Annotated in this window: 19 protein-coding genes; 8 read left to right on the top strand and 11 right to left on the bottom strand. The window is 65.3% G+C overall.

Going from position 1 to position 22,015, the window contains the following annotated elements; translation table 11 throughout:
• The 4 genes from trpC (at nucleotide 1) to lexA (ending at nucleotide 3,355) form a co-directional block, all read left to right on the top strand.
• Nucleotides 1-804, top strand: a complete 804-nt coding sequence (trpC, locus tag I603_RS03270) for an indole-3-glycerol phosphate synthase TrpC (protein ID WP_068862344.1) — start codon at nucleotides 1-3, stop codon at nucleotides 802-804.
• Nucleotides 801-1,274: a cyclic pyranopterin monophosphate synthase MoaC gene (gene moaC / locus I603_RS03265; protein WP_068862343.1), complete on the top strand. Its 474-nt coding sequence runs from the start codon at nucleotides 801-803 to the stop codon at nucleotides 1,272-1,274. The genes trpC and moaC overlap by 4 nt, the downstream gene beginning before the upstream one ends.
• On the top strand, nucleotides 1,271-2,470 hold the full coding sequence (locus I603_RS03260; RefSeq protein WP_068862342.1) for a molybdopterin molybdotransferase MoeA: 1,200 nt from the start codon (nucleotides 1,271-1,273) through the stop codon (nucleotides 2,468-2,470). The genes moaC and I603_RS03260 overlap by 4 nt, the downstream gene beginning before the upstream one ends.
• Before the next feature lie 204 nt (nucleotides 2,471-2,674).
• Nucleotides 2,675-3,355, top strand: a complete 681-nt coding sequence (gene lexA / locus I603_RS03255; RefSeq protein WP_068862341.1) for a transcriptional repressor LexA — start codon at nucleotides 2,675-2,677, stop codon at nucleotides 3,353-3,355.
• A gap of 229 nt (nucleotides 3,356-3,584) precedes the next feature.
• Here the strand turns inward: lexA and I603_RS03250 are convergent, their stop codons facing one another.
• The gene (locus I603_RS03250) at nucleotides 3,585-5,855 is read right to left on the bottom strand and encodes a ComEC/Rec2 family competence protein (RefSeq protein WP_068862340.1); all 2,271 of its coding nucleotides are present in this window, start codon (nucleotides 5,853-5,855) and stop codon (nucleotides 3,585-3,587) included.
• 36 nt (nucleotides 5,856-5,891) lie between these two features.
• On the opposite strand from I603_RS03250, the gene gltX reads away from it, so the two are divergent.
• Genes gltX through I603_RS03235 form a run of 3 tightly spaced genes read left to right on the top strand, consistent with a single transcriptional unit; the run spans nucleotide 5,892 to nucleotide 8,877 of the window.
• Nucleotides 5,892-7,328, top strand: a complete 1,437-nt coding sequence (gene gltX / locus I603_RS03245) for a glutamate--tRNA ligase (protein WP_068862339.1) — start codon at nucleotides 5,892-5,894, stop codon at nucleotides 7,326-7,328.
• 55 nt (nucleotides 7,329-7,383) lie between these two features.
• The gene (locus I603_RS03240) at nucleotides 7,384-8,670 is read left to right on the top strand and encodes a citrate synthase (protein ID WP_068862338.1); all 1,287 of its coding nucleotides are present in this window, start codon (nucleotides 7,384-7,386) and stop codon (nucleotides 8,668-8,670) included.
• 12 nt (nucleotides 8,671-8,682) lie between these two features.
• Nucleotides 8,683-8,877, top strand: coding sequence for a hypothetical protein (locus I603_RS03235; RefSeq protein ID WP_068862337.1), 195 nt, complete (start codon nucleotides 8,683-8,685; stop codon nucleotides 8,875-8,877).
• A gap of 7 nt (nucleotides 8,878-8,884) precedes the next feature.
• Here the strand turns inward: I603_RS03235 and I603_RS03230 are convergent, their stop codons facing one another.
• The 4 genes from I603_RS03230 to I603_RS03215 all read right to left on the bottom strand — a co-directional run bounded on the left by I603_RS03230 (nucleotide 8,885) and on the right by I603_RS03215 (nucleotide 12,870).
• Nucleotides 8,885-10,291 (bottom strand): ATP-binding protein, encoded by a 1,407-nt coding sequence (locus I603_RS03230; protein ID WP_084439798.1) that lies wholly within the window; start codon nucleotides 10,289-10,291, stop codon nucleotides 8,885-8,887.
• On the bottom strand, nucleotides 10,288-11,217 hold the full coding sequence (locus tag I603_RS03225; RefSeq protein WP_084439797.1) for a hypothetical protein: 930 nt from the start codon (nucleotides 11,215-11,217) through the stop codon (nucleotides 10,288-10,290). The genes I603_RS03230 and I603_RS03225 overlap by 4 nt, the downstream gene beginning before the upstream one ends.
• Nucleotides 11,218-11,254: 37 nt before the next feature.
• A complete protein-coding gene (locus I603_RS03220) occupies nucleotides 11,255-12,445 on the bottom strand; it encodes a hypothetical protein (protein ID WP_068862336.1) in 1,191 nt (396 codons plus the stop codon).
• Between the two features lie 113 nt (nucleotides 12,446-12,558).
• Nucleotides 12,559-12,870, bottom strand: coding sequence for a hypothetical protein (locus I603_RS03215; protein WP_068862335.1), 312 nt, complete (start codon nucleotides 12,868-12,870; stop codon nucleotides 12,559-12,561).
• A gap of 190 nt (nucleotides 12,871-13,060) precedes the next feature.
• On the opposite strand from I603_RS03215, the gene I603_RS03210 reads away from it, so the two are divergent.
• Nucleotides 13,061-15,496 (top strand): coiled-coil domain-containing protein, encoded by a 2,436-nt coding sequence (locus I603_RS03210; RefSeq protein ID WP_232305229.1) that lies wholly within the window; start codon nucleotides 13,061-13,063, stop codon nucleotides 15,494-15,496.
• Here the strand turns inward: I603_RS03210 and I603_RS03205 are convergent.
• Genes I603_RS03205 through I603_RS03180 form a run of 6 tightly spaced genes read right to left on the bottom strand, consistent with a single transcriptional unit; the run spans nucleotide 15,493 to nucleotide 22,007 of the window.
• Entirely contained in the window at nucleotides 15,493-15,777 is a 285-nt protein-coding gene (locus I603_RS03205) for a DUF1467 family protein (RefSeq protein WP_068862333.1), read from the bottom strand. The genes I603_RS03210 and I603_RS03205 overlap by 4 nt on opposite strands.
• Nucleotides 15,777-17,432, bottom strand: a complete 1,656-nt coding sequence (locus tag I603_RS03200; protein WP_198157211.1) for a ribonuclease J — start codon at nucleotides 17,430-17,432, stop codon at nucleotides 15,777-15,779. Before I603_RS03200 ends, I603_RS03205 begins: the two co-directional genes overlap by 1 nt.
• Before the next feature lie 27 nt (nucleotides 17,433-17,459).
• The gene (locus I603_RS03195; RefSeq protein ID WP_068862332.1) at nucleotides 17,460-18,254 is read right to left on the bottom strand and encodes a type III pantothenate kinase; all 795 of its coding nucleotides are present in this window, start codon (nucleotides 18,252-18,254) and stop codon (nucleotides 17,460-17,462) included.
• Nucleotides 18,255-18,271: 17 nt separating this feature from the next.
• Nucleotides 18,272-18,982 carry a biotin--[acetyl-CoA-carboxylase] ligase gene (locus I603_RS03190; RefSeq protein ID WP_068862331.1) on the bottom strand — a complete coding sequence of 237 codons (711 nt, stop codon included), beginning with the start codon at nucleotides 18,980-18,982 and terminating at the stop codon, nucleotides 18,272-18,274.
• Complete coding sequence (gene nuoN / locus I603_RS03185; protein ID WP_068862330.1) at nucleotides 18,979-20,457, bottom strand: NADH-quinone oxidoreductase subunit NuoN; 1,479 nt, start codon at nucleotides 20,455-20,457, stop codon at nucleotides 18,979-18,981. Before nuoN ends, I603_RS03190 begins: the two co-directional genes overlap by 4 nt.
• Complete coding sequence (locus tag I603_RS03180; RefSeq protein ID WP_068862329.1) at nucleotides 20,457-22,007, bottom strand: NADH-quinone oxidoreductase subunit M; 1,551 nt, start codon at nucleotides 22,005-22,007, stop codon at nucleotides 20,457-20,459. The genes nuoN and I603_RS03180 overlap by 1 nt, the downstream gene beginning before the upstream one ends.
• Nucleotides 22,008-22,015 lie beyond the last annotated feature (8 nt).

Here is a 22,015-nt window from a genome sequence, read left to right as displayed (position 1 = left end):
ATGATGAACAAGCTCGAGGAAATCTGCGCCGCCAAGCGCACCATTGTCGCCGCGCGAAAGCAGGCGATCACCATGGCGCAGCTCGAGGAAGCCGCTCGCACCCGGACACCTGGAAGGGGGTTCGAAGCGGCCCTGCGCGCGCGTGCGGCCACGGGCTATGCGCTGATTGCCGAAATCAAGAAGGCCAGCCCTTCCAAGGGCTTGATCCGCGCCGACTTCCGACCCGCAGATCATGCCGCAGCCTATGAGACCGGGGGCGCAGCGTGCCTTTCGGTCTTGACCGATGCGCCCTATTTCCAGGGTCACGAAGACTATCTGGTGCAGGCCCGCGCCGCCTGCACCCTTCCGGTGCTGCGCAAGGATTTCATGGTCGATCCGTGGCAATGCCTCGAAGCGCGCGCGATCGGGGCCGACGCGATCCTGATCATCGTGGCCGCGCTGGAAGACAGCGCAATGGCCGAGATCGAAACCGCCGCACGCGAATGGGGCATGGACGTGCTGGTCGAAGTGCATGACGAGGCCGAACTGGAACGCGCCGTCAAAGTGCTCCGATCGCGCCTGATCGGGGTCAACAACCGCGACCTGAAAACCTTCACCACCTCGCTTGCCGTGACCGAGCGGCTCGCCCCGCTCGCACCCGAAGGCACGCTGCTGGTGGGCGAAAGCGGGATCAACACCCATGCCGACATCCGCCGCCTTGACGCGGCCGGCGTGCGCACTTTCCTTGTCGGGGAAAGCCTGATGCGGGCTGACGATATTGCGAGTGCCACCCGCGCCCTGCTCGGCGCAGAACAGGACCTATGAGCAAGCTCACCCATCTTGGCGATGACGGCGCTGCCCGCATGGTCGATGTCGGCGGCAAGCCTGCCACGGCCCGCCGCGCGGTGGCCAGCGGGCGGATCACCATGTCGGCGCAGGCGCTCGAAGCGATCCGCGCGGGCAACGCGCCCAAGGGTGACGTGCTCGGCACGGCCCGCATCGCAGGGATCATGGCCGCCAAGCGCACCGGCGACCTGATCCCGCTGTGCCATCCGCTCGGGCTGGAGGCCGTGAACATCGAATTCGCCTATGAGGCGGATGGCATCCGCGCCACCGCCACCGCCTCGCTGACGGGACGCACGGGCGTTGAAATGGAAGCGATGACAGCTGTTTCGATCGCACTCCTTACAATCTACGACATGGCAAAGGCGATCGACAAGGGCATGGTCATCTCGCAGGTTCGCCTCATCGCCAAGTCCGGCGGCAAGTCGGGCGACTGGAAGGCCGACGCGTGAGCGCGCTGCTCACGCTGGAAGAAGCACAGCGGCGTCTGCTGGCGCTGGCACCCGAAACAGGGACGGCCCCGGTGGATATCCATCCCCGGATCACCGGCAATCGCTACCTTGCGCGCGACATGGTGGCGCTGCGCACCCAACCGGCCGCCGACCTGTCGGCGATGGACGGCTATGCCATCGCTCCGGGCCGCGGCCCCTGGCGCCGCGTGGGCGAAAGCCGCGCGGGCGCGCCCTTTGGCGGCGCGCTGGAGCCGGGGCAATGCGTGCGCATCTCGACCGGCGCCCATATGCCGCCGGGCAGCGAAAGCGTTCTGATACAGGAAAATGCGCAGGTCGATGGCGACATGGTGACCGCCAGCGAACTGCCCGCACCCGGGCGCCATGTGCGCAAGGCCGGTTTCGATTTCCGGCAAGGCGATTGCATTCTGGCCCGCGGTACGGCCTGTACCCCGGCAACGCTCGCTCTGGCGGTTGCCGCAGGCCATGCGAACCTGCCCCTGGTAGAGCCTCCAAGGATCGCCGTGCTGGACAGCGGCGATGAGCTGGTGCCCCCGGGCCAACCTTGCGGCACGCACCAGATTCCCGCCAGCAACGGGGTAATGCTGGGCGCGATGCTCCATCCCCTTGTCGGCGCGGTCGAGGCGCTCGGTCCGGTCGCCGATGATCGCGCTGCACTGGCCGCGGCGCTCAAACGCGCCGAGGACAGCCATATCCTCGTCACATCCGGCGGCGCTTCGGTCGGCGATCATGACCTCATCCAGCAGGCGCTCAAGGACTGGGGCGCGACGATCGCGTTCTGGAAGGTCGCGATCAAGCCGGGCAAACCCCTGATGGTGGCAACCCGCGAGGCATCATGGGGCCGGCAGGTCATTCTCGGCCTGCCGGGCAATCCGGTGTCGAGCTTTGTCACCGCGTTCCTGTTCGCGCTGCCGCTGGTGCGCGCAGCGATGGGCGATGCCTCACCCCTGCCCCGTGCGGTGACAATGCGCGCGGCCGAACCGCTGCCCGCGGTGGGCAAGCGGCGCGAATTCCTGCGCGCGGTGAGCAATGGCGGCGAGGTGCGGCTTGCCGGATCACAGGACTCCTCCGCGCTCGGCGCGCTGGCCGCCGCCGATTGCCTGATCGATAGGCCCGCTGGATCGCCCGCCGTATCAATCGGCGAGCCGGTTTGTGTATTTGCCCTCGGGAATGGCTGAATCGCGCGGGTTTGCAGCGCGAGGCGCTTGACTCGATTCCGAAAGTTTCCTAATTGTTCCTCGTTCGTTCACCTTAATGGCGGGCGGAACGTGCAGGCAACGCACCCTGTGCCCGTACGGGCAGGTGCCTCTTGGCGCACACAAGGGATTGGCACGCTTCGCCCCGTCAGGGCGGCGTGGGTGCGACCACAGGAGATTTGATCAATGCTGACAGCCAAGCAGCACGAGTTGATCCGTTTCATCCAGCAACGCCTGGAAGAGACCGGCATCTCGCCCAGTTTCGAGGAAATGAAGGAAGCGCTCGATCTCAAGAGCAAGTCGGGCGTGCACCGGCTGATTTCCGCCTTGGAGGAACGCGGCTTCCTGCGCCGATTGCCGAACCGCGCGCGCGCGCTCGAAGTGATCCGCCAGCCCGAAGACGCCACTCCGGCGGCACGGATCGCGGGGAATGTCGTGCCGCTCGCCCCTGCGGCGGCGCGCGCCGCACCCGAACCGGCCAATGATGTGATCGAACTGCCGCTGCACGGCCGGATCGCCGCGGGCGCGCCGATCGAAGCGCTCGAGGGGCAGAGCACCCTGCCCGTCCCCGCTGCGCTGCTTGGCCCTGGAGAGCATTACGCGCTCGAGGTGTCGGGCGATTCCATGATCGAGGCCGGGATTTTCGACGGCGACTTCGCGCTGGTGCGGCGCACCGATACCGCGCGCGACGGCGAGATCGTGGTGGCGCTGGTGCGCGGCGAGGAAGCAACGCTCAAGTACCTGCGCAAGGAAAGCGGGATGGTGCGGCTCGATCCGGCCAACGGTGCCTACGAACCGCAGATCTACCGGCCCGAAGAGGTTCAGGTGCAGGGCAAGCTGGCAGGCTTGCTGCGGCGCTATCACTGAACGGGAAGGCACCGGGATCGGGGTGTCACGCTAGCGGCATGAACGCACGACGGCGTGAAACATTACTACCGGTGCTTTTATAACTTTATTTCAGATACTTGATAGACTAAAGTTTCACAGGCGGACAATCCGGCGGGGGTTTTCGCAGTGGTTCAGACCCCTGCTAGACCCCCGTTAGACCCCATTTAGGCCCCTGCCAGACCCCTCCAGACCCGGCTTCGGGGCGGACTTACGGCGCAGCGGCGCCTTTCCACCATCCGTGTTGCCCCTCCCGCTGCGCAACACTCGCGACGGTCTGGCTTGCGAGATTGATCGAGAGACCGCCGCTGCGATCGAGCATCCGCCGGTCCGCCTTGAGCCAGCGCGGGCGGCACGAGCGCGGCAGGTAGCGATCGGCAATCACGATGTCGGCCCGCTCGCAGGCGCTCGCCAGCGCGCGCTCCTCGACCCGGTCGCGGGTACGCGCCATCAGGATCGCCCAATCGCGTCCGCCGCGTTCGACAACAAGGACACAGAACGCGCTTGAACAGCGCGCACCGGGCCATTGTGCCAGCGGCACCGGCTCTCCCTTGACGCCGGCCAGCTCGATCAGATTGTCCCTCGCATAGTCCGAGCGGCTGTCGCGCAAGGACAGCAGCTGCCGCTCGCCGCTCGCGTCGTCGATGGTGATGCCGACCTGCCTTCCGTCACCGGAGACCAGCAGATCGGGGATCGGGGTCATGATCGCCAGAACGCTCGCCACCGCTGCCGGAACCAGCCCCAGCAAACGGGCGCGCCCGCTCCATAGCGCCAGCCAGAGGCCGCCTGCAGCAAACAGGCCAATCGCCATTCCCCCGATCTGGGGCATCAGCTTGACCGCGCCCGGCTGGGCAGCGGTCAGGTGCGCGATCCCCAGCAACAGGTCGAGCGAATGTTCCACCAGCCACCACACCGGGGCACCCGCACCGGCGAGATCGAGCACCAGCGCAATCGCAATCAGAGGCATCGAGACGAAGGTCACCAGCGGGATCGCCACCACGTTCGCCAAGGCCCCGTAAAGACCGGCGCGGTGGAAGTGGAACAGCACCACCGGCATCAGCGCAAGCTCGATCACCAGGCCCGTTACGAACAGCATCACCACCCGGCGTCCGGCCCGCGCCCACCAGGGCTCCTCGCGCGCGGCGAGAAAGGCACGGACAGGACCGCTGCCCGAAACCGCAATGATAGCCAGCACCGCCGAAAAGCTCATCTGGAAGCTTGGTCCGATCGCGCTTTCGGGCCACAGCAGCAGGACGAATCCCGCCGCGACCGCTACCATCCTCATTGAAAGCGCATCGCGCCCCAACGCCAGTGCGATGAGCACCAGCATTGCAGCCACGCAACTGCGTACGGTGGGCACCTCGGCGCCGGTCAGCAAGGTGTAGCCGATCCCGGCCAGAGCGCCCCCCGCTGCCGCCACCACCGGCAGCCGCACCCGCAGCGCAAGGGCAGGCCACAGCGCCAGCAATTTCAGCACGGTGAAATAGGCCGCCGCTATCACGGCACTGACGTGCAGCCCGCTGATCGAGAGCAGGTGGGTCAGGCCCGCATCGCGCATCGCCTCCTCGTCGGCACGCGCGATACCGCCGCGATCACCGCTGGCAAAGGCGGCAGCGATAGTCCCGGCCGACCCGTCGACCCGCTCGCGGACATGGGCGGAAAGTGTCCGCTGAACCGTCGCCAGCCCGGTGCGGGACGGGGCGGCGCGAACCAGTTCGACCGGGCCAAGCGCGCTGCCGGTCGCGGCAAGTCCCTTGAACCACGCGGCGCGCGCGAAATTGTAGGACCCGGGCAGCATCGGGCTGGCTGGCGGCATCAGGCGCGCTCGCGATCGCACCACCGCGCCCTCGGCAATCGTCGCGTCGGTCGGCAAGGCGGAAAGCGGCACATTGATGCGCACCTTGCGCGCCTCGGAGCTCTGCGCGTCGCGTATCGCCAGCGTGAGGCGGATACGCTGCTCGGCGGGCTGGTCCTCCCGCTCGAGCACATAACCTTCGAGCAATGCGACCTGCGGCGCTGCGATCGGCTCGGCTCCGACGATCCCGGAACGCACCCAGATCACGGCGAGGCCGGCAGCAAACACCAGTCCGCCCGCAATCATGGCATTGCGCAGGTGGAGCCGCCGGTCGCAGATCGCGGTGCCGCTCGGCCACAACAGCATCGCGGCTCCGGCCATCCCGATACCTGCGGCGATGGCGGCTACCCAATACCACGGGCCCGGAAAGGCAAACCAGGCGAGAATCCCGGCCATGAACAGCACTGCCAGCCACGGCGCGCGGTCGAACCCGGCACCTGCAAGAAACCGCTCGGCCATTTCGGCTGCCCGGGCAGTCCATCCGCCGCCGGTGCTGGACAATCGTCCACCGCTTTGCCAAGGCCGGGCCGACACGACGGATCCGGCAGGGGTGCTGCCGGGGCCGTCTCCCATCGGTATGATCGGCACATCGCGCATCGGCTCGCCCCCCCGACCGGCCAGGCGCATGCCAAGCCGCTCAAAGTGAACAGGAATTGACACGAAATGGCAAGCGAAAGCAGCAGCGCGGACGCAGCCGCTTCGGGTGGCGTGGTGACCCGCTTCGCCCCCTCGCCCACCGGTTTTCTGCATATCGGGGGTGCGCGGACGGCACTATTCAACTGGCTCTACGCCCGCCACCACGGCGGCCGCACGCTGCTGCGGATCGAGGATACCGACCGCAAGCGTTCGACGCAGGAGGCGATCGACGCGATCATCGAAGGTCTGGACTGGCTCGGGCTCGATTATGACGCGCCCCCGCTGTTCCAGTCCGACCGCGCCGAGCGTCATGCCGAGGTTGCCTGGCAGCTTCTGAACGCAGGCCATGCCTACAAGTGCTTTGCCACGCCCGAAGAGCTCGAGGCGATGCGCGAGGAGCAGCGCGCCAACAAAAAGCCGCTACGCTATGACGGGCGCTGGCGCGACCGCGACCCCGCCGAAGCGCCTGAGGGGGCGCCCTTCACCATCCGCCTCAGGACCCCCAACGAGGGCGAGACCACGATCCATGATCGGGTGCAGGGTGCGGTCACCGTGAAGAACGAGGAAATCGACGATTACATCATCCTGCGCGCCGACGGCACGCCCACCTATATGCTGGCGGTCGTAGTCGATGATCACGACATGGGCGTAACCCACGTGATCCGCGGCGACGATCACTTGAACAATGCCTTCCGCCAGCTGCCGATCATCCGGGCGATGAACCAGATCGAGGGCAACTGGCCCGACCCGGTCTATGCCCATATCCCGCTGATCCATGGGTCGGACGGAGCCAAGCTGTCGAAGCGCCACGGCGCGCTGGGCGTGGAGGCCTATCGCGACGAATTCGGCATCCTGCCCGAAGCGCTGTTCAACTACCTGCTGCGCCTCGGCTGGGGGCACGGCGACCGCGAGGAGATCACCCGCGCGGAAGCAGTGGAGCTGTTCGATCTCGATGGTGTGGGCAAGAGCCCCTCGCGCTTCGACATGAAAAAGCTCGAAAATCTCAACGGTCACTACCTGCGCGAGGCCGATGACATGCGGCTTGCCGCGCTGGTGGCCGCCCGGATTGGCGAAGAGGCTGACGTGACCTTGCTCGCGCGGGCCATGCCCGAGCTCAAAGTTCGCGCCAAGAATCTCAATGATCTTGTTGAAGGGTCTGCCTTTCTTTTCGCAAAGCGGCCGATCGCCTTGACCGACAAGGCGGCCCAGATCCTCGAAGGCGAGGCACGCAACATCCTGCGCACCATTTGCGAGCGTCTGCGCGGCGAAAACGACTGGACAAGCGAGACGCTCGAAGCCACTACGAAGGCACTTGCCGAGGAACTGGGATTGGGTCTTGGCAAGCTGGCGCAGCCGATGCGCGCGGCGCTGACCGGGACGACCACTTCACCCGGGATTTTCGACGTTCTGGTCCTTCTGGGCCGGGACGAGGCGCTTGCCCGGCTCGACGCCCAGGCTGCTTAGGCAGGCTGCGTGAGGGCGCAGGGCAGGACCGGTATATTTGGACAGGAGACACACCTTGGCAGACAAGTCGGCGAAACTGGAACTGGGCGGGACGACATACGAGTATCCCGTGCTGGAAGGCAGCACCGGCCCCGACGTGATCGACATCCGCAAGCTTTACGCGCAGACGGGTGCGTTCACCTTTGACCCCGGCTTCACCTCGACCGCGTCCTGCGAAAGCGCGCTGACCTATATCGACGGTGATGAAGGCGTCCTGCTACACCGCGGCTACCCGATCGGCCAGCTGGCCGAACATTCGAGCTTCATGGAAGTCTCCTACCTGCTCCTGAACGGCGAGCTGCCGAGCAAGGACGAACTTGACGACTTCACCTACACTATCACCCGCCACACCATGCTGCACGAGCAGCTGATGACCTTCTATCGGGGCTTCCGCCGCGATGCGCACCCGATGGCGATCATGTGCGGCGTGGTCGGGGCGCTGTCGGCCTTCTATCACGACAGCACCGACATCTCCGATCCGGAACACCGCAAGATTTCCTCGCACCGCCTGATTGCCAAGATGCCGACGATCGCGGCGATGGCCTACAAATACGCGGTCGGCCAGCCCTTCATGTATCCGGACAACTCGCTGTCCTATACCGGCAATTTCCTGCGCATGACCTTTGGCGTTCCGGCCGAGGAATATGAGGTGATCCCGGCGGTGGAGCGCGCGATGGACCGGATCTTCATCCTCCATGCCGACCACGAACAGAACGCCTCGACCTCGACCGTGCGCCTTGCCGGATCCTCGGGTGCGAACCCGTTTGCCTGCATCGCGGCCGGCATCGCCTGTCTGTGGGGCCCGGCGCATGGCGGCGCCAACGAGGCCGCGCTCAACATGCTGCGCGAGATCGGCACCCCCGACAAGATCCCGCACTATATCGAGCGCGCCAAGGACAAGAACGATCCGTTCCGCCTGATGGGCTTCGGCCACCGCGTGTACAAGAACTACGATCCGCGCGCGACGGTGATGCAGAAGACCGTGCGCGAAGTGTTCGATGCGCTGAAGGTCAACGATCCGCTGTTCGAAACCGCGCTGCAGCTGGAAGAGATCGCGCTCAACGATCCCTATTTCATCGAGAAGAAGCTGTTCCCGAACGTCGATTTCTATTCGGGCATCATCCTCTCGGCGATCGGTTTCCCCACCACCATGTTCACCGCGCTTTTCGCGCTCGCCCGCACCGTCGGCTGGGTGGCACAGTGGAACGAGATGATCTCCGACCCCGGCCAGAAGATCGGGCGTCCGCGCCAGCTCTACACCGGGCCGACGCAGCGCGACTACATCCCGCTCGACAAGCGCTGAGGTTCAAGTGTGATGATGGTGCTCCGCGCGGCAGGACTGTTCCTGATCGTAATGGGCACCATCTGGGCCTTGCAGGGCGCCGGACTGCTGGCATGGCCGGCAGACAGTTTCATGCTGGCAGATTCCTCTTGGATAGCCAGGGGCCTGATTACCGCAGTGGCGGGTATGGGAATGCTGTGGTGGGCGCTCCGCCGCGGGCGCAGCTGATCCGCGATCAGGCGGCGGGAAGTTCGAGCCGGAACAAGGCGCCGCCGCCCGGTGCGGGTTCGACCGTCAGTTCGCCTTCCATCGCCCGCGCGAGACGGCGCGAGATGTAAAGGCCAAGGCCCGACCCCTTGTCCCGCCCGCCGTCGCTGTCGCGGCCGAGACGTTCTCCCTTGTCGAAAATGCGGGTGGCCTGTTCGGGGGTGACGCCGGGACCTTCATCGGCAACGCTTACGGAAACACGCCCCTCGCCCGGCGTGCCGGCGAGGATCGTAACGGTGCTTCCCTGCGGCGCGTAGGCGATGGCGTTGCCGACCAGATTGATGAGGATCTGGAGAACGCGCCGGAACTCGGCGGTCGCCACCGCCTTTGCCCGTTCGCCCGAAACGATCAGCCTGATCTCGCGGTTCTGCGCCCGCACGCCAAGAATACCTGCCGCCCGCTGCGCCGCATCGGCCAGATCGACGGGTTCCCGCGCCGTTTTGAAGCCGGGGGTCTCCACCACTTCAAGATCGGCAAGATCGTCCAGCATCGCTGCAAGGTGTTGACCCGCGCTGGCAATGGTGCCGGCGTAGTCGCTGTATTCTTCGCGCAAGGGTCCGGCGAGGCGCGCTTTGATGGTTTCGGCATTGGCGATGATGCGGGCGACCGGCTGGCGCAGCACCGGGGCAAGCGCGCTCCCGATGAGCCGCGCGGGCGGCGGCTCTTCGTGCTCGTCATGCCCGTGCGGCGCGGTCACCGTGGCCAGCGGCTCGTCGGCGATCAAAAGCAGTTCAAAGCCGGAAGGGGACTGCGGGTCGGGCCCGAGCGGGATCAGACGCACCCGCCATTGCCGCTGCGAGCCGGCAAAGCGGCATGCCGCCCCGTCAAGCAAGCGCCAGTGCAACGGCTGGCGATGGGCAATACCGGGCAGTTCGACAAACTTGCTCCAGACCTCCGCCGGCCTTGCCATCGCGGACTTCTGCAGATCAACGGCATCGGAAGCCAGAGCGCTCAGCACCTGGACGCGCTGGCGCGCATCGAGCCTGGCGGTGACTTCGGCGGTAGCGCGGTCGATCGCATCGAGGCGCTCGGCAAATTCGCGGCCCTCGGGCACGGACTGCAGGCTGCGCTGCCAGTTTTCGACCAGGACTTCGCACCCGTCGTCGGCATCCCCGGCAATAGGATGGATCCGCACGAAACCCGTAACCAGAGCCTCACCGTCAAAGGCCGAGAATTCGCGCGCAAGCCGCAAGCCCATTGCCCGGCTCTGGCGCACGAGCTCGCGCAGTTCTGGCACGGCCAACGGACCGGGGATGCTCCCCCCGCAGCGCGCCTGGAGTTCGGCAAGAGGCTCATCGGCGCTCATCAGCCAGTCGCGGGCATCGGTCAGCCCGCGGGCCGCAAGCAGAGTATCGCGGCGATCCATCGTGTTCATTCGGCCGCGCCCGCTTCCAGCAGCAACCGCGCACGCTCGGGAGATATTGTGACGAGATCCCGCGGGATCCGCGCCGCAGGGTCGACAAACAGCACCTGCCGCTCGATCGCCTCGATCTCCAGCCCGGCAGCCTTCAGAACAAGCGCTAGCCGCCCGCTCTGATGTTCCTGGCATGCAATGACCGCATGAGCACGGAGTTGACCACCGAGCGCGGCGAGCGCACTGGCAAACAGTGCAAGACCGGCATGTTCCAGCTCGAGCGCCGCCACCGCTCCGCGCCGCATCGCCGAAACAAGCCGAGCAAACAGGCCGATCCGGCCAGCTGCCTCGTCATAGGCCTGCTGGAGCGCGGCGCGTGCCTCGGATGGTCCGCAACCTGCAATCATCCGGTGGAACAGCTCTGCCGGAAGCTCGCATAGCCCCAATTCCATGCGGCGCTGGCTCTGGATGAAGCGTGATTGCGCCGCGAGCGCGTTCATGGCCAGCTCGGCAACCTGCGGTCTGTCGGAAGCAATCAGTTCCTGCAGCAGCGGGCTCAGCACCGGATCCATCCCGTGCTGTTGCTGGAGCCGCTCGGCCAGATGGCTTTCGGTAGCAAGAGCATGGCAAAGCGACAGCAGTTCAGGGTCCGCGGCAAGGGTTTCTGCCAGGGCATCGTGCGCCGCCACATCCACCGCGCCCGCCCGGCGCAGGGCGGGATCAAGACCTGCCTCCAATGCGAGAAGCTGCGCGGCAAGATCGGACAACATTCCGCGAACCCGGGCGAGGATCGCATCGCTCACCAGTCTTTGCGCTTCGCTTGCCAGAAGGTGGCGCAGCACGGGCACGACTGCGGCCAGCGCGCGGTTCTCGCGCGCCAGTTCCTGCTCAAGGAGCGTGTCGACCGAAGTTGCGGTCGCAGGTGCCATTGCCTTTTCGCCCATCATGCAGCCTTAATGCGCGCATAGTTAAATCTGCGTTAGTTCAATTCCGCTCGCCCCGCAGCAGCAATCCGAACAGCAGGAAGAGTGCAACCAGCGCCGTAGCCTTGGCAAGCAGCCCGAACCCGGCCGCGAGCGCGAAGAGTGTTAGCAGCACCGGGCGCTCGGCCAGCGGGCCAAGGCGCGAGGACGGCGCCCAGCGGTTCAGCAATCGCGCAAGCCCGATCGTGACCGGCCCCAACACCGCCAGCGGCTCGGCCTGCGGCCAGGGCGCAAGAGCCAACAGCACGGCAAGTGCCGCGAGGATATCGATCGCCACTCCGGCACGCTCACCTGTCACGAACCCGGACCGCTTGCCGACCAGGCGCTGGCGCAGGCGGCCAAGTGCACCCGCAAACGTCATGGCCAGGGCACCGCCACTGGCGAGCGCCATCCCCCATGCGGGGGTGCCCCATCCGGCAAGGCCCGCACCGGCCACAAGCAGCAGGGCACCGCAGCAAGCCGCAACAAGGCTCCGCTGCTCCAGTGCCTGCGGCGGTGTCCGGCGCGCTGCAATTCGGGCCAGAGCTGTTGCCGGAGCACGCCAGTCTGAACTTCCCGTCGCGGCGATGATAAGCGCCCGTTCCTGCTCGGCAACCATTGCGCTGTCATCGGCCAGCAACCATTGACCCGGCGCATCGGCCGTGGCCGGAAGCTCGCGGAATGGGGTGCCCGCCTGCAGGGCAAGCCGCAGGAGCAGCGAGATCGCATCGGAGTCCGGCGGGAAGTCGGCTAGGTGCTGAACCGGCGCGCCGCGCATCGCCAGCAGTCCGGCCCAGTGATGCTCGGCATCGATCCGCTCGAAATCTTGCGGATAGCGCATCACGAGAGGGCTTGTCGGCGGTAACGCTGCGACAAAGCGTAGTGGTGGCGCCGAGAACAGCGCATGGGCCGGCGCAAGATCAGGCAGGATCCCGTCGGCGAGGATCACCAGCTCATCCTCGGCCCGCACCAGAGCTGGCAGGCGAAGAAAGCCGCTCAGCGCCTCGAAGGTTCCGCCGGAAGCCTCGACATCGGCCTGCACTTGCAGAACCACCGCGTCGACCTTCTCGCACAGGCACAGGATACGTTCACAGCCCAGCTCGCGCAGCAGGTCGACCTGCCGCGCCAGCACCGTCCGGCCCGCAAGCGAAAGACCCGCGCGCAAGGTGCCGTCCGAGCTGTGTCTGAGCGCCGCCACAAGGGCCGTTCGCATCGCCTGTCGCCTTTCCCAATGCGGTGCCGAAAGCGCAAGGATTGGCGCTTCCGCGCCAGCGGTTCAAGCCATCCGGAGGTCGATTTGCCGAAAATGGCCGGCGGCCGGAAGGATCAGGGCCGGACCGTGCGCGTGAAGCGGTTGATGACGCCTTCGATCTCGCGGATCGCCATCGGCTCGCCTGGAGCGGCATTGAGCGCCTTGTCGGCCGCGGCGAGCAGTTCCTCGGCGTGGAAACTCGCTGCAAGACCCTTGAGCCGCATCGCCGCAACGTTCCAGTTGCCGTCACAGCGGGCGCGCTTGAGCAGGTCAAGCTGGCGTGTCGCGCTTTCGAGAAACGCAGCGCGCAGTTCACCCAACAGCGCGGGATTGTCGCCGGCGGCTGCCGCAAGGGTCGCATCAAGGGCACCATTGTCATAGGCCATACGAAAGGGGCTACCATCCTTTAGGTTAAAGCGGGGTTTATCCCGTTTCCGGCTGTGGTATGATGCATTTATGGCAGGACGGCACCAGATGCGCGCCTTGGGGCGCAATAGCAGCCCGGGCGATGTCGGAACAAACCCCGTTCCGGCAGAAGGACAGGCGAACGAGGCAACGGCTGAAGAGTCGGAACTGTTGCTTGATGACGTTTGGGAAGACGGACCTTCGGAAATACCGGCACCCTCGCTAGCGAGCCGGCTGGCACCGTGGCTGGCGATTGTGCTGGTTATCGGCTGGACCGGCTTTTTCGGCTGGACGATCACCTCCGAGGCGATCTCGGGACCGGGGCCTTCCGTCTGGGCCGGATGGCTTGTGCAATGGTCGGTCCCTGTCGGGCTCGTCGGTATTGTCTGGCTGCTGGCGATGCGCTCCTCGCGCGCCGAAGCCGGCCGGTTTGCCGCCAGCGCTGCCCTGCTCAGCCGCGAAAGCGCCCAGCTCGAGGAGCGGCTGAAGATCGTCAACCGTGAACTCAGCCTCGCCCGCGAGTTTCTCGCCGCGCAATCGCGCGATCTGGAGGCGCTTGGCCGGATAGCGGCCGAGCGCATTTCCGCGCATGCCGCAGAACTGCAACAGCTCGTCACCACCAACGGCGCGCAGGTCGATGCGATCGGCACGGCGAGCGAAACCGCGCTCGGGAACATGAACAGACTGCGCGACGATCTGCCGGTAATCGCGAATGCCGCCCGGGACGTCGCCAACCAGATCGGCGGTGCGGGCAATAATGCCGCGGCGCAACTGGAACAGCTCACCCGCGGCTTTGAACAGCTTGGCAAGCTTGGCTCAAGCAGCGAAGCCCAGATCCAGGGCCTGGCCACAACCGTGGGACAGACCATCGACAGCTTCGAGACGCAGGTCGCGCGGATCGAGGGGTTGGTCGCCAACCGCTTCACCGGCCTGCAAGAAGAAGCTTCGGCTTACCGCGAGAGGTTGGAGGCGACGGAGGCTGCGGCGCTCGAGGCCTTGCGGTCACAAACCGCGCAGCTTGAAGCCGATATTGCTTCCGCAAGCGAACGTCTGCGCGCAGCCGACGAAGCGGCGCGAGAACACATGCGCGCAGAACTCGCGGCGCTTGAACAGGAAGTCGCCGCGCGCCTGCAGCTGGTCGAGGAGACCGAAGCACGCGCACTTGACGCCGCGCGCAAGCGGATTGCGGCGATCACCGGGGAAGCCGAGCGGATCGACGCGCGTCTTGCTGAACGCGATCTGCAATTTGCCGAGGCAGTCGAGCAGCGCCAGGCCGCTTTCGACACCCGCGAAGCCCAGGCCAGCGAAGTGCTCTCACAGCGCCTTGCAGCGCTTGATGACGCTCTGGCCCAACGACGCGAGGCCCAGATCGCCGATGCCGAAAAACTGGTCGAGCAGGGCGAGGCGCTGGCCGCGCAACTTGACCGGTTCGGTGCGTTGCTCGGGGAAATCGGCCAGCAGGGCGAGACCGCGCGCACCAGTCTTGCGACCGGGTTCGAGGAGCTTGGCGACAAACTCAACGCCAAGCGCGCCGCCCTCTCCGAAACCGAAGCAAAGCTCGCAGAGCTAACCGAAAGCGGTATCCGTCTGCTTGAAATCATCCAGTCGGGTGCGCGCACGAGCCGGGAAGACCTGCAGCAGGCAATCGGCTCGGCCAATGAAAGTCTTGTTGCCGTGGAAAGGCGCGCAAGCGACGTCAGCCAGCTCATGCTGCGGACCGGCCAGAGCGGTAATGACCTTTCAGAATACCTGCTCAAGACCCGTAGCGACATCGAGGCAGCGGACGCGGCCATAGCGGACTTCCGCGCCAAGCTTTCCGAACAGTCGGACGATGCTTTGGCAAAATTGCAGGGACTGCGAGGCGGGTTTGCCCGGCTGGCCGAGGAGAGCGGCGCGCTTGCGGGCGACACGCAAACACAGCTCCGCACGGCCCTGGCGGCGCTCGAGACCGCCATTGCGCAGGCCTTCGCGACACTGGAGGAAGGAACCCGCGAGAGAGCTACAGCGCTGGCCGAAAGCCTCGGCAGCGAAGCCGTGGAAGTGCTTGAGAGAACCTTGCGCAACGAAAGCGCAGCTACCATCGGAAAGATCGAGCAGGCTACCGCCCACGCTTCGGGCGTCGGGCGCGAGGTCATCATCCAGCTGCGCGACCAGTTGGTGCGGGTGAACGAGCTGACCGGCAATCTCGAACAGCGCGTCAGTCGTGCCCGAGAACTGGCAGAAGAACAGGTCAACAACGACTTCGCGCGGCGCATGGCGTTGATTACCGACAGCCTCAATTCGGCGGCCATCGATATCAGCGGCGCGCTGTCGGCGGAGGTCGCCGATACGGCATGGGATGCCTATCTCAAGGGCGATCGCGGGATTTTCACCCGTCGCGCGGTCCGTCTGATCGACAATGGCGGTGCGCGGGACATTGCAGATCTTTACCAGCGTGACGAAGCCTTCAGGACCAATGTCAGCCGCTACATCCACGACTTCGAGGCAATGCTGCGTTCGACCCTTTCGACACGTGACGGCCATGTGCTGAGCGTGACGATGCTGGGTTCCGACATGGGCAAGCTTTACGTGGTGCTCGCCCAGGCGATCCAGCGCTTCCGCAACTAGTCTGCGGCCGCTCCCGGCGGTTTGGGCAGAACGTCGATATCGGCGATGGTGATCCATGCGTATTCGTAGTTCGCCACGAACAGCGCGGTAAGCAAAGCGGCGATGATCGTTGCCCGCAGAGCCAACCGGCCAGGCCGGAAATTCACCGGCGCGCTCTCGGCCTGTCCGGGCACCTTCTCGACACCGGCCTCATCTGCCGTGCGCACACCAAAGGGCAGCATGACAAAGGCACTCATGACCCAGAACAGGAAGTAGATCGCCGCAATCGAGGTGATCTGCATCAGTCGACGGCCCCCGGCATCACCACCCGCACTTGCGGACGCTTGCCAGACCAGCGCTGCGCCGCGCGGCGGGCAGCGAGGCGCGCGGCCTCGTGTACCGCAGCCGGATCGCGCGCGTCCTTGCCCTTAAGCCGGGAAATGGCGTTGAGAACGTCTGTGGCGGCCTCTTCGAGGAAATCGGGCATATCCTCATCGAGCGGCAAGCCAATTGCTTCGATGATCGGGGCGGATCCGCGCACCAGAACCACCACCATCACGCCCTCGGCAGCGATCCGGCGGCGCATCGTGATGGCTTCGCCGTTCGCAGGTGCAATGATGTCGCCGTCGAGCACCAGACGGCCCGCGCGCACCTCGGCGAGCTTGCCCGGCTTGCCCGGCGCGAGGCGGACGATATCGCCGTTCTTCTGCACCACTTGTGCCGGAATGCCCGCCGCCTTGCCGACCCGCGCCTGCTCGGCCATGTGGCGCATCTCGCCATGTACCGGCACCAGCACCTCGGGCTTGAGCCATTCGTAGAGCGCTTCCAGCTCCGGCCGGCCCGGATGGCCCGAGACGTGGATGAAGGCCTGCCGGTCGGTCACCATCGTGATCCCGCGCGCGGCAAGCTGGTTCTGGATGCGGCCGATGGGAATCTCGTTGCCCGGGATCTGGCGCGAGGAAAACAGCACCACATCGCCGGCGGTCAGTTCGATCGGATGATTGTTCTCGGCCATGCGCGCCAACGCCGCACGCGGCTCGCCCTGGCCGCCTGTCGCAAGGATCAGCACCTCGCCGCGCGGCAGGCCCATGGCGGTGTCGAAATCGACCGGGGTCGGAAAATCTTCCAGATAGCCATTGTCCTGCGCCACCTCGATGATCCGGTCGAGCGAGCGGCCCGCGACAACGATCTGCCGCCCGGTTTCGCGCGCAACCTCGCCCAGCGTCTGGAGCCGCGCGACATTGCTTGCGAAGGTGGTCACGACCACCCGCTTGCCGGAATGGCGCGCGACCTCCTCCATCAGCGCGCGGTGGACCGCGCCTTCGCTGCCCGAAGGATTGGGATTGAAGACATTGGTGGAATCGCACACCAGCGCCAGCACGCCTTCATCACCGATGGCGCGCAGTTCTTCCTCGGTTGTCGGCTCGCCGATGATCGGCTCCTCGTCGAGCTTCCAGTCGCCGGTATGAAATATACGCCCGTGCGGGGTATCGATCAGCAGCGCGTTGCCCTCGGCAATCGAGTGCGCGAGGGGGATATAGGTGATGCTGAACGGGCCGATGTCGAGCGCGCCGCTGTCATCTTCGATGATGTTGAGTTCGACCTTGCCGAGCAGCCCGGCCTCCTCCAGCTTTCGCGCCACCAGATCGGCGGTGAAAGGCGTGGCATAAAGCGGTACGCCAAGTTCGCCCGCGAAATAGGGCACGGCGCCGATATGGTCCTCGTGTGCGTGAGTGAGGACGATGCCGAGCAGGTCGTCCACCCGCTCCTCGATGAAATCGAGATCCGCAAACACCAGATCGACCCCCGGATATTCGGTGCCGGAAAAGGTCATGCCGAGATCGACCATCAGCCATTTGCCCTGACAGCCGTAGAGATTGACGTTCATGCCAATCTCTCCCGAACCACCAAGTGCGAGGAAAAGCAGTTCGTCTTCGGGAGCGAAATCGTTCTTCAAGATCTGTCCGGTTCTGTGATGAGAGGATCAGGCGTTTTCAGCAAGTCGGGCCAGGATGGCGAGACCATCGAGCGTCAGGTCGGCATCGACATGATCGAAGATCTCGGTTGCGTCGTCGAACAATATGGCGAGCCCGCCGGTGGCGACAACCTTTGCCGGACGACCGATTTCGCCCTTCATGCGCGCAACCATCCCTTCCATCATTGCCACATAGCCCCAGAAAACGCCGATCAGCATCTGGTCTTCGGTATTGCGGCCGATGACGCTGCGGCTTTCGGGTGCGCGGATGGCGATGCGCGGAAGCTTGGCGGTCTTGCCCACCAGCGCGTCGAGCGAAAGATTGATCCCGGGCGCAATCGAGCCGCCCTTGTAGGCGCCGGTGAAATCGACCGCCTCGAACTTGGTGGCGGTGCCGAAATCGACCACGATCAGATCGCCGCCATACTTGTGATGGGCGGCCAGGATGTTGAGCGCGCGGTCGGCGCCGAGCGAGGAAGGCTGGTCGACGTCGATATCAAACCGCCAGCGCGCCGCGCCCTGCCCGGCAAACAGCGGCGTGATGCCGAAATATTTCTGGCATAACACCGTCAGGTTATGATCGGCGCGCGGCACCACCGAGGCGACGATGATCTGGGTGATCTCGTCCCGCTCGACACCCTCGATCTTGAGCAATTGCAGCAGCCACACCGCATACTCGTCGCCCGTCCGGCGCGGATCGGTGGCAATCCGCCAGCGGGCGCGAATGGTGTGCGTCCCGTCCGGTTCGTAGGTGAACAGCGCGAAGACGACATTGGTGTTCCCGACATCGGCGGCGAGCAGCATGGGCCTTTTTCCTCAGATTACGAAATATCGCCTGCGCGAATGACACGTTCGCTGCCATCCGCCAAGCGCAGCCGCAAAGCGCCGTCACTTTCCTCCAGTCCCGCAAAGGAGCCCGACAGCACCGAGCCATCGGTGTCGTGGACGGTTAGCGACGAGCCGGCTGCATGGATCGATGCGCCAAGAAAGGCATGAAGCGTGGCACCGAGACCGTAGGTCCTCCATGCCTCCAGCCTGCGATCAAAGGCGGCGGCAAGGCTGACAGCAAAGTCCTCCGGCTGCGGCGGCATGGAAAGCTCGGCGAACGCCGCAGTCTTGCGGTCGGGCAATTGCGGTGCGCGGGCGAGGTTCACCCCGATCCCCACGACGATGTGCCCACGGACCATTTCAAGCAGGATGCCCGAAAGCTTGCCCCCACCCAGCAGCACGTCATTGGGCCATTTGAGTCCCAGCTTGCCTCTATCACCCAAAGCGGCTGCACAGGCATCGCGCACGGCCAGCGCGGCGACGAAGCTGAGTGTGGCAGGTGGCGGACCTCCCTCGCCGAGGCTCACCACAGTCGAGCCCATGAAATTGCCTGTGCCGTCGAACCATTCTCGTCCCTGCCGTCCGCGCCCTGCCGTCTGGCGTCGGGCGACCAGCCAGTCTCCCTCCGCCCAGCCCTCGCCCGAACGCAGCTTCGCGGCGAGATCCGCGTTGGTCGAGCCGGTCTGTTCGACGAGTTCGATCAAACCGCGAGGAACAGCGAGGCTGCGGCCTTGTCGGCCAGATCGCTCAGCGACGGGGTGAGCAGATAGCCGAGCGGCGAGATAATCAGTGCCGTAAGGCCGAGCAGCGCCCAGTGGCCCGTTTCGCTCTTGCCGGTGACAACACCTGCGGGTTCATCGAAGAACATCACCTTGACGAACTTGATGTAATAGAACGCCCCGATCACGCTCGCGGCGATGGCGATGGCACCAAAGGCAATCAGGCCTGCCTCGACCGTCGCCTGGAACACCACGAACTTGCTGTAGAAGCCGAGCAGCGGCGGGATGCCCGCAAGGCTGAACATGAACAGCAGCAGCGCCCACGCGATGGCGGGCCGCGTGACCGAAAGACCGCGGATATCGGCGAAGGTCTCGAACAGCGCGCCCTCGTCGTCGCGCAGCATCAACAGCGCGACGAAGCTGCCGAGGCTCATCGCGACATAGATGAACAGGTAGACCAGCATCGCGCTCGCGCCAGCCTGATTAGCGACCGCGAGGCCGAGCAGGATGAAGCCGATATTGTTGATCGAGGAATAGGCAAGCAGCCGCTTCAAATTCTCCTGACCGATTGCGCCAAGCGCGCCGAAGATGATCGAGGCGAGCGCGGTAAACATCACGATCTGCTGCCAGGCGGCGATCTGCGCGCCGAATACCTCGAACACCACCCGCGCGGTGAGCGCGACGGCAGCGACCTTGGGAGCCGTGGCGAAGAAGGCGGTCACCGGAGTGGGCGCGCCTTCGTAGACATCCGGCGTCCACATGTGGAACGGCACCGCGCTAATCTTGAAGGCGAGCCCGGCAAGCACGAAGATCACCCCGAACAGCGGGCCATAGGCCAGCTCGCCGCTCAAGCCGGCGCGCACTGCGGTGAAGCTGGTGCCGCCGGTAAAGCCATAGAGCAGGCTCATCCCGTAAAGCAGGATCCCCGAAGCAAGCGCGCCGAGCACGAAATACTTCAGCCCCGCCTCGCCCGAGCGGGTGTCCTTGCGCAGGATAGCGGCCAGCACATAGGCCGACAGGCTGTTCAATTCGAGCCCGAGATAGAGGCTCATGAAATCATTGGCCGAGACCATGATGCTCATGCCCACGGTCGCGAAGACCACCAGCACGGGATATTCCGCGCGCATCACCCGCTCGGTGCCGGCAGCTGCACTCGTGAAGAATGCCGGGGCCACCATCAGCGCGCCGATCGCGGCAAGATAGATCAGTGCTTTGGCGAACAGCGCGAAACTGTCGACCTTGATCAGGCCGCCAAATGCCAACGTCGCCGGACCGTCCGCACCGAGATGCAGGCCCGGCACCAGCAGAAAGCCCGCGCCGAACAGCGCAGCGGCGGCGGCGATCGCCATCGGGCGCGCGGCCTTGTCCCCGCCCCAGGCAGCGACCAGCAGCAGCGCAAGGCCCGCGCCGATCAGCAGCAGTTCAGGCGCGATCAGCGCGAAGGAAGGAGCGAAATCCATCAGTGCGCGCCCTCCTCGGCGGCAGAATCATGGGTGACCGCATTGGCCGCCTCGGCGCGCGGAGTGCCGGGGGCAAGCTGCGCATCAGAAGCGGGGGCTGCAGCGGCGAGCCTTGCGTCGAGCACCGCTATATCGGCGCGCATCGGCGCAAGGAAGCTTTCGGGGTAAACCCCCATCCACATTACCGCTGCGGCAATCGGCGCCATCATCACCCATTCGCGCGCCGTGATATCGGACATTGCAGCAGCGTCCTCGTTGACCTGCCCGCCAAAGGCCACCCGGCGATAGAGGTAAAGCATATAGGCCGCGCCGAGGATGATGCCTGTGGTCGAAATCAGCGCGACGAGGCTTGAGGTCTGGTAGATGCCCGCCAGCGCAAGGAACTCGCCTACGAAGCCGCTGGTGCCCGGCAGGCCGATGCTCGCCATGGTGAACAGCAGGAAGAACAGCGCATAATACGGCATGTTGATCGCAAGGCCGCCATAGCGCGCGATCTCGCGGGTGTGCAGGCGATCGTAGATCACCCCCACGCACAGGAACAAAGCGCCCGAGACAAGGCCGTGGCTGAGCATGATGATCATCGCGCCTTCCAGCCCCTGCACGTTGAAGGCGAACAGGCCGACGGTGACGATCGCCATGTGCGCCACGGACGAATAGGCGATCAGCTTCTTCATGTCGGCCTGCACCAGCGCCACCAGCGAGGTGTAGACTACCGCCACCATCGACAGCACAAACACAAGCCATGCGAACTGGGCGGAGGCCTCGGGGAACATCGGCAGGCTGAAGCGGATGAAACCATAGCCGCCTAGCTTGAGCAGCACGCCCGCAAGGATGACAGAACCGGCGGTGGGCGCCTGCACGTGCGCGTCGGGCAGCCAGGTGTGCAGCGGCCACATCGGGACCTTGACCGCAAAGCTGGCGAAGAAGGCCAGCCACAGCCAGGTCTGCGCCTCAGCCGGGAAATCGTACTGCATCAGCGTCGGAATGTCGGACGTGCCCGCCTCGGCCACCATCCAGAACATCGCGATCAGCATCAGAACCGAGCCGAGCAGAGTGTAGAGGAAGAATTTGTAGCTCGCGTAGATGCGGTTGTCCCCGCCCCACACCCCGATGATCAGATACATCGGGATCAGGCCCGCCTCGAAGAAGACGTAGAACAGGAACAGGTCCTGCGCCGCGAAGGTGCCGATCATCAGCACTTCCATGAACAGGAAGGCGGCCATGTATTCGCCGACGCGCTTTTCGATCGAGTCCCAGCTGGCGAGGATACAGACCGGCATCAGGAACACGCTGAGCATGATCAGCAGCAGCGCAATCCCGTCGATCCCGAGCGCATAGCTGAAGCCTGCGAACAGATCGGCCTTTTCGGTGAATTGCCACTGCGCCCCGCCGATCTCGTAGTTGGACCACAGCACGATACCGAGCGCGAAGGTGACAAGCGTCGCTCCGAGCGCGATCCACCGCGCCGCGTTGGCGCCCGCGAACAGGCACGCAAGCGCGCCCGCCAGCGGCACGAGCATCATCAGCGACAGGATGGGAAGGCCTTCCATTACGAAGC

The sequence above is a fragment of the Erythrobacter dokdonensis DSW-74 genome (assembly GCF_001677335.1).
Lineage (GTDB): Bacteria > Pseudomonadota > Alphaproteobacteria > Sphingomonadales > Sphingomonadaceae > Erythrobacter > Erythrobacter dokdonensis.
This window is presented reverse-complemented; position numbering and strand designations above follow the sequence as displayed.